The organism is Enterococcus sp. LX10 (assembly GCF_023539285.1).
Lineage (GTDB): Bacteria > Bacillota > Bacilli > Lactobacillales > Enterococcaceae > Enterococcus > Enterococcus faecalis.
Genome location: NZ_CP092784.1, coordinates 1,978,237 through 1,994,548, shown reverse-complemented (window position 1 = coordinate 1,994,548; position 16,312 = coordinate 1,978,237). Strand labels below are relative to the sequence as shown.

The following is a 16,312-nucleotide window of genomic DNA, read 5'->3' as shown; positions in this document are numbered from 1 at the left end:
GAGAGAAAAACATGGCACGTAAAAAACAATTTGATTATTTTGGAGAATTAAACCAGTTAGCAACAAATGCTTATGAAGCGGCAAAGGTTTTGCAAGAAATTGTAGACAATTATTCATTAGAAAACTTAGTAAAAAAATCAGAAGCGATTCATCAATTGGAAAAAGAGAATGATGAAATTGTTCGCAAAATTTTAAATGAACTCTATATTTCCTTTATTACGCCGATTGATCGAGAAGATATTGTCGATATTACGGATCACTTAGATAACATTATCGATAGCATTAATAGTTTGTCTTATTTACTTGATCATTTAGTTGTCGAAGAAATGATTGCGCCCGCGCTAGAATTAACTGCTTATATTGTTAAAGCGACAGAAGGCGTTAAATCAGCAACGAAGGAATTTGCAAAATTTAAAAATTCTAAAACGTTAGTTTCATTGATTGATGAAGTGAATACGATTGAATCTCAAGGCGATAAATTATACAGTAGCGCCATGAAAGATTTGATGACCAACGAAAAAGATTTATTAAAAGTTATCAAGTGGAAAGATGTTTATGATCAGCTTGAGCGCACGATTAATGATTGTGAATCAGCTGTTAATATTATTGTCGGAATTGTCATCAAAAATACGTAAAGAAAAGAGAGGGGGAGCTGTTGGTTAAAGTAATTATTGATGCTGATGATTTTGGGATGTCAGAAGCGATTAATCATGGCATTATCAAAAGTTATGTCGATGGTTTAACGACGTCGACACTTTTGATGCCCAATTTACCAACAGCAGAACACGCCGTTGCGTTAGCAAAAAATTATCCAGGCTTATTTGTAGGTCAGCATACGAATTTTTTATTAGGGAAACCTTGTGCGGACCCATGTATGATTCCTTCACTGGTAGATGAACAAGGCAATTTTCATCGCTCTTCTTATTATCGTCAACAAAAGCAAGTAACCTTCGTATATGAAGAAGTACGACTTGAAACGATTGCGCAATTGACGCGCTTTAAGGAACTAACTGGACATTATCCTGAACATTTTGATTGCCATTCGATTGGGGATGAAGTGGTTGATCAAGTATTTTTAGAATTAGCAGAAGAGTACGGACTTCATACAACCCTGAAATATAGTGGGGAAAAAGAATATCCACCGCAACAAGGTTATTTCCAGGTGACACATTTGTTAGAGTCTGGGGCGCTATCTTATATTCACGAAGGCGTATCAGTGGAGAATTTTTTAGAAGATGACTTTGGTTTATTACGGATGCCGGAATTCGCAATTGCTGAGATGCATTTTGATGTTGGGTATTTGGATCAATTTGTGTTAGATAATTCTTCATATACCACTTTACGCTGCAAAGAATTAGCAACGATTTGTGATCCTCGTGTTCGTCAGTGGTTTGAAGAACAGGGGATTGAGCGAATAACGTTTGGCGATTTAAAAAAATAAAACCGTTGCTTTCAACAGTGAAAGCAACGGTTTTATTTTTATGAGAATAACCAGTAGCCAATTAAAATCGCACCTAAAATTACACGATACCAACCGAAAACTGTAAAATCGTTTTTCTTCAAGTAATTCAATAAGAATTTAATCGCAATGATGGAAACAACGAAGGCAACAATAGAGCCAGTTAATAAAATAATGATTTCTTCTGATCCAAACGTATTTCCTTTGGCCAAGAATTTAAAGATTTTTAAAAAACTTGCTCCAAACATTACTGGAATTCCTAAGAAAAATGAAAACTCTGTTGCAACAAAACGTGAGGCCCCAATTAAGATTGCCCCTAAAATGGTCGCTCCTGAACGTGAAGTTCCTGGAATTAATGCCAGTACTTGGAAAGCACCAACGATTAAAGCGGCTTTATAAGTGAAGTCTTTTAGATTAGTACACTTCGGTGCAACATTTTTATTTCGTTTTTCAATGATAATAAAAGCAATCCCATAAACAATTAACATAATCGATACTGTTAAAAAGTTATAAAAATGTGCATCTAAATAATCATCAAATTTTAGACCAATAACTGCCGCTGGTAAACAAGCGACTAAGACTTTAGACCAAAGAATCCAAGTATCTTTTTTCTCTTCGCCATTTTTCTTTGGTGAGAAAGGATTCAATTTGTGGAAGTATAAAATAACAACCGCCATAATTGCTCCCAATTGGATAACGACGTTGAACATTTCCATAAAATCTTTACTTAGATCGAGTTTAATAAACTCATCCACTAAAATTAAATGTCCGGTACTACTAATTGGAAGCCACTCGGTAATTCCTTCGATAATACCAAGAATAATTGCTTTCCATAGGTTAGCAAAAAGCATGTCACCATTCCTTTCTGAAATAAATGCAAAATACATCAAGTATAAGTATACCCGCTGACAAAGTAAATGCCAATGCAAATTCTTATTTTAAAATAAATTTTAGAATTATACAAAGGTGCCACTTGTAATTCATGAAACTTTTTTCTATACTAGTGATACTTTAAAAAATGGGGGAAGAGAAATGTTTGGATTTTTGAAGAAAAAGAATGAAGTTGTCGAAAATAATACAATGTATGCCGTTGCCAATGGAACCGTTATCCCAATTAGTGAAGTGAATGATCCTGTTTTTTCACAAAAAATGATGGGAGATGGCTACGCAGTAGTTCCAGAAAATGGTGAAATTTATGCACCTATTGAAGGAGAAGTTTTAAGCGTTTTCCAAACAAAACATGCCATTGGTTTAAAAATGACAAACGGTCTTGAAATTTTATTACACATGGGTATCGATACGGTGGAGTTAAACGGGGCACCGTTCACTATTAAAGTGAAAGAAGGCGACCAAGTGACTGCAGATACGGTGGTCGCAATTGCTAATTTAGAAGCAATTAAAGCAGCTGGTAAAGGAACTGAAATGGTTGTCATCATTACCAACATGGATAAAGTAGCACAATTTTCGTTAGAGAAAACTGGCGTGGTTACAGCTGGTACACCAGTTGGCTCTGCCACAGCCAATTAATGCATTAGACGAGGTCGGGACAGAACCGTTTAGCTCCGAGAAATAAGAAGAAATTTCCGAAAATTGATCTTTGATTTTTGGAGAATTTCGGCTTATTTCCGAAGGAGTTGGTTCTGTTCCCGCCGTTTATCAGTTTTTGAGCGTGGAGCAAAAATCCAAAGTGATTTTTGTTCCACGCTCGTTTTTTTTGAACATAAATAAAATTTTATTTTGGAATTAAAAAATATTTAGAAAAATAGTTGAAATTTTATTTCAAACAAGTTATAATGAAAGCGTATTAGAGAGGAGCTAAAAAGATGTATGGTATTTCAGTTTTTCTTGGTGAAGAGATTACAAACGATACAATTATTTATATCAAAAAGATGAAAGCGCTTGGATTTGATGGTATTTTCACTTCTTTACACATACCAGAAGATGATACTTCCCTTTACCGCCAACGCTTGACTGATTTAGGGGCAATTGCTAAGGCAGAAAAAATGAAAATTATGGTAGATATTTCAGGTGAAGCGCTAAAAAGAGCGGGTTTTTCTTTCGATGAATTAGAGCCTTTAATCGAGTTGGGCGTAACTGGCCTCCGGATGGACTATGGCATTACGATAGAACAAATGGCTCATGCTTCACATAAGATTGATATAGGATTGAATGCTAGTACCATTACACTTGAAGAAGTGGCTGAGTTAAAGGCTCACCAAGTGGACTTTTCTCGCTTAGAAGCTTGGCATAATTATTATCCAAGACCTGAAACCGGCATTGGAACAACATTTTTTAATGAAAAGAACCGCTGGCTTAAAGAATTAGGCTTACAGGTTTTTACTTTTGTTCCAGGAGATGGGCAAACAAGAGGCCCAATTTTTGCTGGTTTACCAACATTAGAAAAACATCGGGGGCAAAATCCTTTCGCCGCTGCCGTTGGTTTGATGGCTGATCCTTATGTCGATGCTGTTTATATTGGTGATCCCACAATTAGTGAGCGAACCATGGCTCAATTTGGTTATTATCACCAAACCAATCAATTTCTGTTAGAAGTAGCACCTAGCAAGAGCCGCTATTTGAAACGAATACTTGGGACTCATACCAATCGTTTAGATGCTGCAAGAGATATTTTGCGAAGTGAATTATCAAGAACGAGTGAAATGTTCAGAAAAGATGAAATTGAAACGATTGAGTCAGAGCAGACTGAAGCCCGTCCAGTGGGAACCGTAACGATTGATAATGAAAAATATGGTCGCTATATGGGAGAAATTCAAGTCACACTTGTGGACTTGCCGAAAGATGAAAAAGTCAATACGATTACACGAATTATTGAAAAAGATCAAACGATATTGCCGTTAATCAAGGCAGGCAATCAATTTACGCTAGTCACGGAAGGAACGATAGAGAATGAATTTAGAAAACTTAACAACTGAACGTAGAAATGAAAATACAATGGGCTTAGATGAGATGAGTGTCAAAGAAGCTTTACAAAAAATGAATCAAGAAGACCAAAAAGTTGCAATGGCAGTGGGTCAAGAATTAGCAGCCATTGAACCAGTGGTAGAAGCCATCATCAAAAGCTTCAATCAAGGCGGCCGCTTGATCTACATGGGCGCTGGTACGAGTGGTCGGTTAGGTGTCTTAGATGCAGCCGAATGCGTACCAACTTTTGGCGTCGAGCCAGAGATGGTTCAAGGCCTCATCGCTGGTGGTCAAAAAGCAATGACTGTCGCAGTAGAGGGTGCTGAAGATTCAAAAGAACTAGGTCGTCAAGATTTAGTTGATCTAAAATTATCAGCAAATGACATTGTTGTCGGGATTGCAGCCAGTGGTCGGACGCCTTATGTAATTGGCGGTTTAGAATATGCTACAACGGTGGGAGCAGCTACCGCAACTGTGGCATGTAATAAAGATGCCGAAATTAGTAAGTATGCACAAATGCCGATTGAAGTAGATGCAGGACCTGAATTTTTAACAGGTTCGACTCGCTTGAAATCTGGAACAGCTCAAAAATTAATTTTAAATATGTTATCAACTATTTCCATGATTGGTATTGGGAAAGTCTACAATAACTTAATGGTTGATGTAAAACCAACCAATGAAAAATTAGTGGAGCGTTCCAAACGGATTATTATGGAAGCAACGGGTTGTAGTTATGAAGTTGCCGAACTAAAATTTGTAGAAGCAGAAGAAAATGTGAAGTTAGCAATTGTAATGATTTTAACTGATAGTACTAAAGAAGAAGCAACACAAAAATTAATTGACGGGAATCAATTTATCAAGAATACATTAAATTAAGGAATTAGGAGGGTGTTTTAACATGGCAGAAGAAAGAATTAAACGCATTGCTGATGGGATTTATAAAGAAGTTGGTGGTCAAGAAAACGTGGACAAAGTCATTCATTGTATGACTCGTGTTCGTATGGATATCCGCGATTATGACAAAGTGGATATTGAAGGATTGAAAAAAATTGATGGCGTTATGGGCGTCGTAGAAGACGATACGTTGCAAGTAGTTGTTGGTCCAGGGACTGTTAACAAGGTTGCACAAGAAATGGTAGATCAAGCAGGTGTCAAATTGGGAGAACCATTTAATCATGGCACCACAACTGACGATTCAGCAGGCAAATCTGGAAAAGATTTAGTAGAAGAAAAAGCCGCTCAAATGAAAGCACAACAAAAAGCGAAACAAAATAACACTTCACCATTTAAAAAAGTGTTAAAAGCTATTTCTAGTATCTTTGTTCCGATGATTCCTGCCTTTGTTGGGGCTGGTATTATTGGCGGGATTGCAGCTGTTATGTCTAACTTAGTTGTTGCTGGTGATATTTCAGCTTCATGGCAACAATATATTGATGTCTTAAATATCATTAAAAATGGGATTTTTGCTTATTTAGCTCTTTACACTGGGATTAACAGTGCCAGCGTTTTTGGTGCAACGCCAGCGTTGGGTGGTGTTATTGGGGCAGTCACAATGTTGACAGGAATGAATCCGGATGCTCCAATCAGTAATATTTTCACTGGGGGAACATTATCTGCAGGACAAGGGGGAATTATCGGTGTTATTTTTGCCGTATGGTTATTATCATTGTTAGAAAAACAATTGCATAAAATTGTCCCAGAATCAATTGATATTATCGTAACGCCAACCATTTCACTTTTAGTGATTGGCTTAGCAACTATTTTCTTAATCATGCCTGTAGCCGGAGCTATTTCTAATGGCTTAGTTGGTATTATCAATGTTGTCTTAGAAAAAGGTGGCATGGTTGCTGGCTTTACTCTTGGTTTAACCTTCTTGCCAATGGTAATGTTTGGTTTACATCAAATTTTGACGCCAATCCACATTGAAATGATTAATCAAACAGGGATGACTTTGTTATTACCAATCTTGGCCATGGCTGGTGCGGGACAAGTCGGTGCAGCTTTAGCATTATGGATTCGTTGTAAATCAGATAAAAAATTAGTTGAAATGATTAAAGGTGCCTTGCCAGTTGGGATTTTAGGTATTGGTGAACCGTTAATCTACGGAGTTACTTTACCATTAGGACGTCCATTCATTACTGCTTGTATCGGTGGTGGTATTGGTGGTGCGGTGATTGGGGCCTTCGGTAATGTTGGTGCGATTGCTATTGGACCAAGTGGGGTGGCTTTAATTCCATTAATTGCCAACAACCAATGGCTTGCTTATGTATTAGGTTTATTGGCTGCTTACGCAGGTGGTTTTGTAGCAACGTTATTCTTTGGGATTCCTAAAGATATGCAAACAACTAAATAATAAATAGAAAAAGGAGAACTTGGCTTCTCCCTTTTTCTTTGTTAAAATTTAATTGCGTAGGAAATGGTGTATCAGGAGGGGTGTTTATGCAACAAAATATTGTCTTATCTATCCAAGATCGTCTACAACAATTACCAAAATCAGAACGAAAAATCGCAGAATATATTTTAAAAAATACAGAAACAGTTATTTCAATGAATGCGCAAGAGCTAGCGAAACAAGCAGGATCAAGTCCAGCGGCAATTATTCGCTTTTGTCATTCTATGGATGTGAATGGCTTCACAGAATTGAAACTTTTATTATCTGCAAATCTTGGCCAAATGAAGCAGCAAATGTACACTGAAGTTACTAAGGGGGAATCAACAGCTGACATTAAACAAAAGTTACAAGCGCGCTTTGTTCATGTGGTTGAGCGAAGCGGTCAGACATTAGAGGATGTCGCAGTGAATGAAGCCGTTGATTTGTTGGAAGAAACAGAAGTAATTTTTGTCTATGGGTTGGGTGCCTCTTCGTTGGTTGCTCAAGATATTTATCAAAAATTTACGCGATTAGGCCGAACGGTATTTACAACATTGGACCATCATTTATTTGCTTCTATGTTAGGCTCAACAGAAAAGCCTAGTGTTTTTATTGTTATTTCTAATTCTGGAACGAATAAAGAAGCAAGTACTTTAGCTGATTTAGCGAAGCAGCAAGGGATTCCTATTATTAGTATCACACAAGATGAAAAATCAGTGATTGGTGAAAAAAGTGATATCGTCCTCCAAACCTCTAGTGGGGAAGACGTGCCATTGAGAAGTGCGGCTACTGTTTCCTTGGTGGCACAATTGTATGTAGTCGATGTTTTATTTTTTGCTTATGCAGCAAAAAACTATAAGGAAACCTTAGAAAAAATTCAAATCTCAAGAAAAAATGTAGAACGTTTAAAAGAATAAACAAAAAGAGAAGGTTATCTGTCATTTTGACAGATAACCTTCTCTTTTTTTACAATAAACGGCGCTTTTCAGCGATCTTTTTTCCCTTTTCAATATAAGAAATATCATTAATTCCTTGAATGGTAAATGTTCCTTTTTCGTAAGTTAAGGTCGTCACGCTACCATTCTCCAGTGCCATCTGCATAGGCAAACTTGCATCAATTAAAGAAAGTAAAAAAGAAATTGTTAGTCCATGGGAAACCACCATGACTTTGCCGCCACCATTTTTTTCTCGATGATGAGCGATATCTTCGAAACCAGACCAAACACGATCACGGATAACTTCATAAGGCTCCGCCCAGTCAGCCGTATCGGCTTCAATAATAGCATTTGCTAACTCGCGATAGGTAATCTTCGTGGTCATCATGTCCTCATAACTTTTAAAAGCTAAAATGCGTGGCACCACACCCCAAAGTTCACCATCATAGCCACCATCTAAAGAACCAAAACACCACTCACGAATCCGTTTATCGGTTAGGTAAGGAATCTTTTGGTGGTTTTGATGTTCTTGTAAAATAATCTGAGCGGTTTGCATGGCACGACCACTATCACTACTATAGGCTTCCTTAAAGTCTATGTCTCTAAGACCTAAGCCTAAATGATAAATGCCTTCTTCTCCTTGTTTGGTTAAGGGGGTATCTGACCAGCCTTGGGTACGGCCAATCGTATTAAACATCGTTTTTCCGTGACGAATAATATAAAGTGTCGTTGCTTCAGTCATTGCTACTCCTCCTAAGTTTCTTTAAATAGTGAATAAATCTCTAATTAAAAAATGGGTTTGTGGCTTTTTCATGTTGAATGGTTGTGGCATCACCGTGACCTGGATAAACAGGAAATTCTTCCGGTAAAGTGAATAGATAGGTCGTAATGCTGTGTAATAATTGTTGCATGTCACCAGTGTGTAAATCGGTACGACCAATACTACCTTTAAACAATGCATCCCCAACAACAACAAAATCATCAAAGACAAAGCTGACGCTACCAATTGAATGACCAGGTGTTGGGACTACGGAAAATTTCATGCCGCCAATTTCATAATCGGTTAGTTTAAATTCATGTTCGGCGGGTTGAACAATAATATTTGCTATATCATCATGTCTGCCTAATCCTGAAAGATTCAAAATAGGATTGGAAAGCCATGCTTGTTCTAATGGACTAACATAAACAGGGATTTGATAATGATGGCGCAATTCTTCTACCGCACCAATATGATCATAGTGAGTATGTGTTAATAAAATAGCGGCTGGTTTCTTCCCTAAACGGGTAATTTCTTGAATTAGTTTTGCTCCTTCTGCACCTGGATCAATAATTAATAATGCTTCTTCATTATAAACAAGATAACAGTTCTCTTGAATAACACCTGTTCTAATTTGTTCGATCTGTATCATCTCAGGACCTCCTAAAGTTCTAACGATTCTCTTCAAGTATACCGAAGAATCTTAAGAATAGAAAGTTTTCTTGTTTATCCAAAGAAAAAATAAATCATTCTTAGAATGTTCGGTTTTTGCTTGTTTGAACATGGATTTTTTTTAAAAAAACCACATTTTTATAGTTATTAAGCGAAAGTTTATGTATAATCTTCATGTGATAGTAAGGAGGAGTATTAAATGTTTCATTTTGTAATAAAAGGAACAGGTTTTTCTAGTAAAAATTTGCAAGAGATTAAAGTCTATGAAGAGACACTTTTTTGTATAGATGAGGCCGGAGTAATTCAGGAAATAATTGAACCAGATGCTGAAGCGTATGAAACTGTGCTAGCAGAACAAAAAGAGGCGCAACGTTTTCAAGAATTGCCCCAAGATTCTTATCTTTTACCCGGCTTTGTTGATTTACATGTCCATGCACCTCAGTGGGCACAATCAGGGACCGCCTTGGATATTCCATTGCATGAATGGCTGAATACGTACACGTTTCCTTTGGAGTCCAAATTTGCAGATTTAACATTTGCCCAACAAGTCTATGATGAATTGGTAACCCAATTGTTAGCTAATGGGACAACAACAGCCCTTTATTTTGCAACCATTCATTATGAAGCTAGCCGTTGTTTGGCAGAGATTTGTGCGGAAAAAGGGCAGCGTGGCTTAATTGGTAAAGTTGTAATGGATGATCTTAATGAGAATCCAGAGTACTATCGTGATCAAACAACGGAACAAGCATTAGAAGAAACGGAACGGTTTATTCAAGAAATTCAAACATTAGCGCAGCAAACAAAACAAGGCGTATATCCCGTTGTAACTCCGCGTTTCATTCCTAGTTGTACAGAAGAAGCACTTAAAGGATTAGGAGAATTAGCAGCGAAATATCAAGTCCATGTTCAAAGTCATTGTAGTGAGAGTGATTGGGAACATCAATTTGTTCAAGAACGTTTTGGAAAAAATGATGCTCAAGCATTGAATGATTTTGGTTTATTGACAGAAAAAGCAGTGATGGCACATGCAGGCTTTTTAGAAGAAGCAGATATGAATTTATTCCATGAAACAGGGACGGCTGTAGCGCACTGCCCAATCTCCAATGCTTATTTTGGTAATGCAGTAACACCGATTGCAAAATTAGTACATCAACATCAAGTAGAAGTTGGTTTAGGCAGTGATCTTTCAGGTGGTTTTTCACCAAGTCTTTTTGACAATTTAAAGCAAGCGGTTATTTCTTCTAGAATGTTAGAAGATGGCGTCGATGCTACAAAAAAACCAGAAGTACGAGGTGTTAAAACAGCACGGATTACAGTAAATGAAGCGTTTTATTTAGCTACTGCTGGCGGTGGCCAAGCGCTAAGTTTGCCAATTGGGAAATTAGAAAAAGGGTATGCTTGGGATGTTCAAATTATTAATACAAGCTTGTCACAAGCACGAATCCCTAAAAATCCAGGGGAATCATTGCTTGATATTTTCCAAAAAATCTTATATTTAGCACAACCAGAAAATATTCGAGAAGTCTGGGTACAAGGTGAAAAAGTACATGATAAAAATTTAATGTCAGCAACTAAAGGAGTATAAAAAATGAGTGAAAAGAAACAAAATAATCTTCATTTAACAGTGGGGCCAGAAGATTCAGTATCTTTTGGGCAGGCCACTATGTTAGGGATTCAGCATGTCTTAGCAATGGACGTGTACGTCGTACCTGTGATCATTGCTTCAATTATTGGGATTAGCACAGCACAAACGTCTTCTTTAATCCAAGCGACATTCATAGCAGCAGGACTTGCCACGATTATTCAATCTCATTTTTGTATGAGATTACCAGTTGCGCAAGGCCCTTCATTTATTCCAATCGGGGCAATTGCAGGAATTTATTTTGCCAATAACCAACAAGGAAATGGCTGGGGCGCAGTTTTAGGTGCTAGTTTAGTGGGAGCAATTGTTGTTATTATATTAGGATTTACTGGTATCTTTAATCGTTTAATCACTAAATTTGTTCCACCAATTGTGGGAGGAACAATTATTTTTGTGGTGGGGCTTTCGTTAATGCCAGTCGCTTTATCGGATAATATTTACCATGCAAAAGGGGAATTAGGACAAAATATTTTATTAGCATTTATAGCAGCGGGTACGTTGATCTTCTTTGCGCTCTTAGGTTCTGCTTTGAAAAAAGGGCGGATTTTCCGCGTTTCTTCTGTTATTTTGGCATTGTTATTTGGGAGCATCGCGGCACAATTATTAGGGGTACTTGATTTATCAGCCGTTAGTGAAGCGGCTTGGTTTAGTTTGCCTCAGTTACCATTAGTTAACTTTTCTTTCCAATTTGATTGGTCAGCTATTGCCACGATGTTAGTTATTTATCTGGTTTTAATGGCGGAAACAACAGGCACTTGGTTTGCTGTGAGTCATGTTGTCGCTGAACCTTTGACCGAAGAAAAAATTAATCGCGGCGTAATTGGTGAAGGCTTAGGTTGCTTAGTTTCTTCATTCATTGGCGGCACGCCAGTAACTAGTTACTCTACAAATGCTGGGATTATTTCAATCACTGGAGTTGCTAGTCGCAAGGTTTTTGTGGCTGCAGGTGCGTGGTTTGTCTTATTTGGCTTATCTGGAAAACTTTCCACCTTGATTTCGGCCATTCCGGCACCAGTTATCGGCGGCGTTTTTGTGGTTGTTTGTGGCATCATTTCTGTAAGTGGAATGAAAGTCATGAGTGATGTAACAATTCATGAAAAAGAGATGTATGTAATTGCCGTTCCGATTATTATGACATTAGCGTTGACATTGTTACCAAAAGAGTTTTTGGAAACTCTACCACAATTTTTACAATATTTATTTAGTTCACCCGTGGCAACTGCCTCAATTGTTGCTATTTTATTGCAGGCCATTTTACCAAACGTTCAAGAAGGGTAAAAAGATTAATTTTCGTTAAAACGCCTTTGACAAGTGGCGGTAAATAGTGTAAATTAACAATGGTGTTTGTAAACACGAACGTTAAACGACCGAATGTTCGGTTTTTACGTTATTCTTGTAAATAACTAGGAGGCAGTAAGTATGAAAGTTTTTGATTATGAAGATGTCCAATTAATTCCCAATAAATGTATCGTGAATAGTCGTTCTGAATGTGATACTACAGTAACTTTAGGAAAACATTCGTTTAAAATGCCTGTCGTTCCAGCGAACATGCAAACAATTATTGATGAAACGATTGCGGAAACCCTTGCTGAAAATGGTTATTTTTATATCATGCATCGGTTTGATGAAGAGGCGCGAGTGCCATTTATTAAAAAAATGCAACAAAAGGGCTTGATCACGTCAATTAGTGTGGGCGTGAAAGAAGGGGAATACGCTTTTGTTGAAACGTTAGCCCGAGAAGGTTTAGTTCCTGACTACGTGACAATTGATATCGCCCATGGTCATTCAAATGCGGTGATTAATATGATTCAACACTTAAAAAAATTTTTACCAGAAACGTTCGTTATTGCGGGCAATGTTGGAACACCAGAAGCCGTTCGCGAATTAGAAAACGCTGGAGCCGATGCCACCAAAGTGGGGATTGGACCAGGAAAAGTTTGTATTACTAAAATTAAGACTGGCTTTGGGACAGGTGGCTGGCAGTTAGCGGCTTTACGTTGGTGTGCCAAAGCTGCTCGGAAACCAATTATTGCAGATGGTGGGATTCGGACCCATGGAGACATTGCAAAATCTGTGCGTTTTGGGGCAACTATGGTCATGATTGGTTCACTATTTGCTGGACATGAAGAATCACCAGGTGAAACAAAAGTGGAAGATGGCGTTGTTTACAAAGAATACTTTGGTAGCGCCTCTGAATTCCAAAAAGGCGAAAAGAAAAACGTTGAAGGGAAAAAAATCTGGTTACGCCATAAAGGGAAGTTGGCAGATACTTTAGTCGAAATGCAACAAGATTTACAATCTTCCATTTCATACGCGGGAGGTCGCGATTTAGAAGCGATTCGTAAAGTTGATTATGTGATTGTAAAAAATTCTATTTTTAATGGTGATACCATTTAAGATTCAACTATAGACTGAAAAGAAGACAGCACGTAGTGCAGAAATTAAAATGATTTCTGCATTACGTGCTTTTTTTACTTTACCTATCGTAGTAATCGTGTTAAGATAATTACAACGACAGACGTAGTACGATAGTTGAAGTACTTGAGGGAGGAATTTATGTGATTGGTAGTGATGCAATTCGAGGATACAACGATACCTTTATTCTCTCAATCTTACAATCCGGCGCTTCATATGGTTATGCGATTTCTAAACGCATTCGTGAAATTTCTAAAGAACAATATTCGATTAAAGAAACGACACTTTATTCTGCTTTTACACGTTTAGAGAAAAATGGCTACATTGAATCATTTCCAGGAGAAGTAACGCATGGCAAAAAGCGGACCTATTATCAAATAACCCGTGCAGGAGAGCGTTATTTAGAGGAAAAGTTACTAGAATGGGAAGTAACAAAAGACGTCGTCGAAGCATTTGTAAAGGAGATGGGAAAATGAAAATTATAGAAGAATTTATTGATAGCTTATTTTCAGGCGTTGTTGAAACATCTGAAACAAAACAATTAAAGGCGGACTTATTAGCAAATGCTGAGGATCGTTATGAAGATTTGCTCAGCCAAGGAAAATCGGAAAATGAAGCAATTGGTACAATTATTTCTGAATTTGGTACTATTGATGAATTAATGGAAGAATTGAATTTAGAAAATAAACAAGTGGATGAAACAAACGATTTAATGAACGGTTTGCCAGAAATTTCAGTGGAGGAAGGACTTGACTATTTAGCTGTCCAACGTAAAGGTGCTATTCAAATTGGTCTTGGTGTTGTTGCAATCATGGTGGGTGTTGGCTTGCTGGTTGGTATGCGTGGTGTTCTTTCTAACGGTCTCGGTTTAGTTTGTCTTTTCATAGGTGTGGCAATTGGCGTTCCATTATTTATTGTTGCTGGTAATCGGTTTGTTGCAATGGATAAACAACTGGGGCAACGATTGATTCCGACTAAGTTAAAAAAAGAAGTTGCACAAAGAGAACAAAGTTTTCAACGATCATTTATTTTTTGTATGGCAGCGGGCGTCGTTTTTTGTATTTTGGGTTTAATCCCAGTTGTTGTCTTTAGTAGTGGCCTTCATCTGATGATGCGCCGTTCCATGCATCAAATGATGGGCGGACAATATTATAATGGAACGATGGGGATTAGTTGGCTCTTCTTTTTAGTATCGGTTGGTGTCTTCTTGTTTATATTTGGTGGAGTAATTAAAGGAAGTTTTAATAAATTGTTGAATGAAACTTATTTTTATTCAGAACATGTTGGTCATCCTGAGTATGCCCCTCAGCAAACAAAAACAGAGGAAGGACCTGTGGGAAATCCTGTCGGTGCAATTATTGCATCCGTTTATTGGCCCTTAGTTGTTGCACTCTATCTATTTATTAGTTTTGTTTTAGGGGATTGGCGGTTTAGTTGGTTAATCTTTATGTTCGCAGGAATCTTTTATAACACCATCCAAGCATTTTTACACAAACATTGAGACAAACCTGTTAATAGTAAAACAGAAAAGTGGGACATTCGTCAAAACGGCTGTCCCACTTTTCTTGTATTTTCGATTGACAAAAGCATTAAACTGGATTACTTTTAACTCATCCAATTGTTGAGGTGATGGCTATGTGGCAACTTAAAAAAGAACAAAATGTTCCCATTTATCGCAGTATTATGGAAATGATTGTTCAAAAGATTCAAACAGGCGAATTATTACCAGGCGAAAAAATCCCTTCGGAACGTAAACTGGCAGAATACTTGTCTGTCAATCGTTCAACCGTTGTTCATGCATTAGATGAACTGGTGGACTTAGGCTGGATTGTGCGAAAAAGAGGGAGTGGAACGATCGTCAACGAAGGAAAATGGGGGGTAATGATGACGCCACGAACGGATTGGCATCGTTATTTAGAACAAAATGTGTTCAAACAAGTTCATCCCTTGGTGGCAGAGATTGAGTTACGTGCTAAACAAAATTTGCCGACTGACTTAGATATGTATACAGGTGAGTTACCGTTAGACTTAATTCCCAGTTTCGATTTTCCAGCATTAAATTGGAAACAATTTTTAAAAGAGGAAGCACAAGATGAATTAGGTTATTTGCCGTTAAGAAAAGAAATCCAAGCCATTACAGCAACGGAATATCAGCTTCATTTACCAAGTGAAAGTTTATTGCTTACTTCAGGTGCGCAACAAGCACTTTTTTTAGTTTTACAAGTTTTATTGAGACAAGGAGATAGTGTTGCCGTAGAAGATCCATCTTTCTTCTATGCCTTACCAATTTTCCAAGCTGCTGGTGTGCGCTTATTTGGTGTGCCCATGACAGAGGAAGGGATTGATCTTGAAGCGCTAGAACAAACAATCCGACAACATCGCATCAAAATGGTTATGGTTAATCCTTCCTTTCAAAATCCCACTGGGACAGTAATGCCTTTAAGAAAAAGAGAACAGCTTGTGAAAGTCTGTCAAACGTATCAAGTTCCTATTTTAGAAGATGATGTTTTTGGGCAGTTAAGTTTTATCCCGAAAACAGAAATTCCTCCTTTAAAAAAATTAGATCCAGATAATGTCTTGTATATCGGTTCGTTGTCAAAAATTTTAGGTTCGACCACGAAAATTGGTTGGTTAAGTGCGCCCGCCTCCGTGACGAAACAAATTGCAGAAGCTAGAAAAATGATGGATGTTTCGTTGAGTATTTTTCCGCAGATGCTCGCTAAAATGGCGATTGAAGATTCTTCTTTTTCTGAAAAAATTACGTTATTAAATAAACAAGTGGAACAACGAGCAACAGCTGTATATCAAGTATTTAAATCGTTGCCAGAATGGGAAGTTTCGCCAGTAAAGGGCGGCTTTTATTTATGGGCACATTGGCGTCAAGGGGCACTTAAGCCAGAAGATTGGCAAGTGTTTTTACGAGAAGGTGTTTTGGTAGCACCAAGTGTCGCTTTTAGTGAAAAACGTGGAAGTATTCGCTTGAATTGTTCCAGAATTTCACCAGAAGAAATGCCTCTTTTTTGTGAGCGAATGGTACGGATTACACGACAGCTTTCTGAAAATAGACAAACAAAAATAGAACAGTAAGTAAGATTTTTCTTATAAAAATCATTTGCTGAGAGAAAACGCTACAACTTCC

The 16,312-nt window shown here is 37.6% G+C and carries 16 protein-coding genes; 13 read left to right on the top strand and 3 right to left on the bottom strand.

Annotated features, from left to right (window positions below; all coding sequences use genetic code 11):
• Window positions 1-11: 11 nt before the first annotated feature.
• Together MKZ30_RS09370 and MKZ30_RS09365 are read left to right on the top strand one after the other, a co-directional pair.
• Window positions 12-635: a DUF47 domain-containing protein gene (locus MKZ30_RS09370; protein ID WP_002356705.1), complete on the top strand. Its 624-nt coding sequence runs from the start codon at window positions 12-14 to the stop codon at window positions 633-635.
• A gap of 20 nt (window positions 636-655) precedes the next feature.
• Window positions 656-1,441, top strand: coding sequence for a ChbG/HpnK family deacetylase (locus tag MKZ30_RS09365; RefSeq protein WP_033601300.1), 786 nt, complete (start codon window positions 656-658; stop codon window positions 1,439-1,441).
• A gap of 38 nt (window positions 1,442-1,479) precedes the next feature.
• Here MKZ30_RS09365 and MKZ30_RS09360 read toward each other — a convergent pair whose 3' ends face one another.
• Window positions 1,480-2,310, bottom strand: a complete 831-nt coding sequence (locus MKZ30_RS09360; protein WP_002356708.1) for an undecaprenyl-diphosphate phosphatase — start codon at window positions 2,308-2,310, stop codon at window positions 1,480-1,482.
• Between the two features lie 115 nt (window positions 2,311-2,425).
• On the opposite strand from MKZ30_RS09360, the gene MKZ30_RS09355 reads away from it, so the two are divergent.
• The 5 genes from MKZ30_RS09355 to MKZ30_RS09335 all read left to right on the top strand — a co-directional run bounded on the left by MKZ30_RS09355 (window position 2,426) and on the right by MKZ30_RS09335 (window position 7,669).
• A complete protein-coding gene (locus MKZ30_RS09355; protein ID WP_002382745.1) occupies window positions 2,426-2,986 on the top strand; it encodes a PTS sugar transporter subunit IIA in 561 nt (186 codons plus the stop codon).
• Window positions 2,987-3,282: 296 nt separating this feature from the next.
• Entirely contained in the window at window positions 3,283-4,392 is a 1,110-nt protein-coding gene (locus tag MKZ30_RS09350; RefSeq protein ID WP_033601025.1) for a DUF871 domain-containing protein, read from the top strand.
• Window positions 4,367-5,257 carry an N-acetylmuramic acid 6-phosphate etherase gene (gene murQ / locus MKZ30_RS09345; protein WP_002362196.1) on the top strand — a complete coding sequence of 297 codons (891 nt, stop codon included), beginning with the start codon at window positions 4,367-4,369 and terminating at the stop codon, window positions 5,255-5,257. The genes MKZ30_RS09350 and murQ overlap by 26 nt, the downstream gene beginning before the upstream one ends.
• 22 nt (window positions 5,258-5,279) lie before the next feature.
• Complete coding sequence (locus MKZ30_RS09340; RefSeq protein WP_033601024.1) at window positions 5,280-6,734, top strand: PTS transporter subunit EIIC; 1,455 nt, start codon at window positions 5,280-5,282, stop codon at window positions 6,732-6,734.
• Between the two features lie 86 nt (window positions 6,735-6,820).
• Window positions 6,821-7,669: a MurR/RpiR family transcriptional regulator gene (locus MKZ30_RS09335; protein WP_033601023.1), complete on the top strand. Its 849-nt coding sequence runs from the start codon at window positions 6,821-6,823 to the stop codon at window positions 7,667-7,669.
• 49 nt (window positions 7,670-7,718) lie between these two features.
• Here MKZ30_RS09335 and MKZ30_RS09330 read toward each other — a convergent pair whose 3' ends face one another.
• Complete coding sequence (locus tag MKZ30_RS09330) at window positions 7,719-8,429, bottom strand: histidine phosphatase family protein (protein WP_002359733.1); 711 nt, start codon at window positions 8,427-8,429, stop codon at window positions 7,719-7,721.
• A gap of 40 nt (window positions 8,430-8,469) precedes the next feature.
• A complete protein-coding gene (locus MKZ30_RS09325; RefSeq protein ID WP_002356716.1) occupies window positions 8,470-9,096 on the bottom strand; it encodes an MBL fold metallo-hydrolase in 627 nt (208 codons plus the stop codon).
• Between the two features lie 219 nt (window positions 9,097-9,315).
• Here MKZ30_RS09325 and guaD point away from each other — a divergent pair, with 219 nt between their 5' ends.
• The 6 genes from guaD (at window position 9,316) to MKZ30_RS09295 (ending at window position 16,260) form a co-directional block, all read left to right on the top strand.
• Window positions 9,316-10,701, top strand: a complete 1,386-nt coding sequence (gene guaD / locus MKZ30_RS09320) for a guanine deaminase (protein ID WP_033600663.1) — start codon at window positions 9,316-9,318, stop codon at window positions 10,699-10,701.
• A gap of 3 nt (window positions 10,702-10,704) precedes the next feature.
• On the top strand, window positions 10,705-12,036 hold the full coding sequence (locus MKZ30_RS09315) for a nucleobase:cation symporter-2 family protein (RefSeq protein ID WP_002359736.1): 1,332 nt from the start codon (window positions 10,705-10,707) through the stop codon (window positions 12,034-12,036).
• A gap of 141 nt (window positions 12,037-12,177) precedes the next feature.
• Window positions 12,178-13,155, top strand: coding sequence for a GMP reductase (gene guaC, locus MKZ30_RS09310; RefSeq protein ID WP_002362677.1), 978 nt, complete (start codon window positions 12,178-12,180; stop codon window positions 13,153-13,155).
• A 161-nt stretch (window positions 13,156-13,316) separates the two neighbouring features.
• Window positions 13,317-13,649, top strand: coding sequence for a PadR family transcriptional regulator (locus tag MKZ30_RS09305; protein ID WP_002382752.1), 333 nt, complete (start codon window positions 13,317-13,319; stop codon window positions 13,647-13,649).
• Window positions 13,646-14,674 (top strand): permease prefix domain 1-containing protein, encoded by a 1,029-nt coding sequence (locus MKZ30_RS09300; RefSeq protein ID WP_002382753.1) that lies wholly within the window; start codon window positions 13,646-13,648, stop codon window positions 14,672-14,674. The genes MKZ30_RS09305 and MKZ30_RS09300 overlap by 4 nt, the downstream gene beginning before the upstream one ends.
• A gap of 134 nt (window positions 14,675-14,808) precedes the next feature.
• The gene (locus MKZ30_RS09295) at window positions 14,809-16,260 is read left to right on the top strand and encodes an aminotransferase-like domain-containing protein (RefSeq protein WP_025194205.1); all 1,452 of its coding nucleotides are present in this window, start codon (window positions 14,809-14,811) and stop codon (window positions 16,258-16,260) included.
• The last annotated feature ends 52 nt before the right edge of the window (window positions 16,261-16,312 follow it).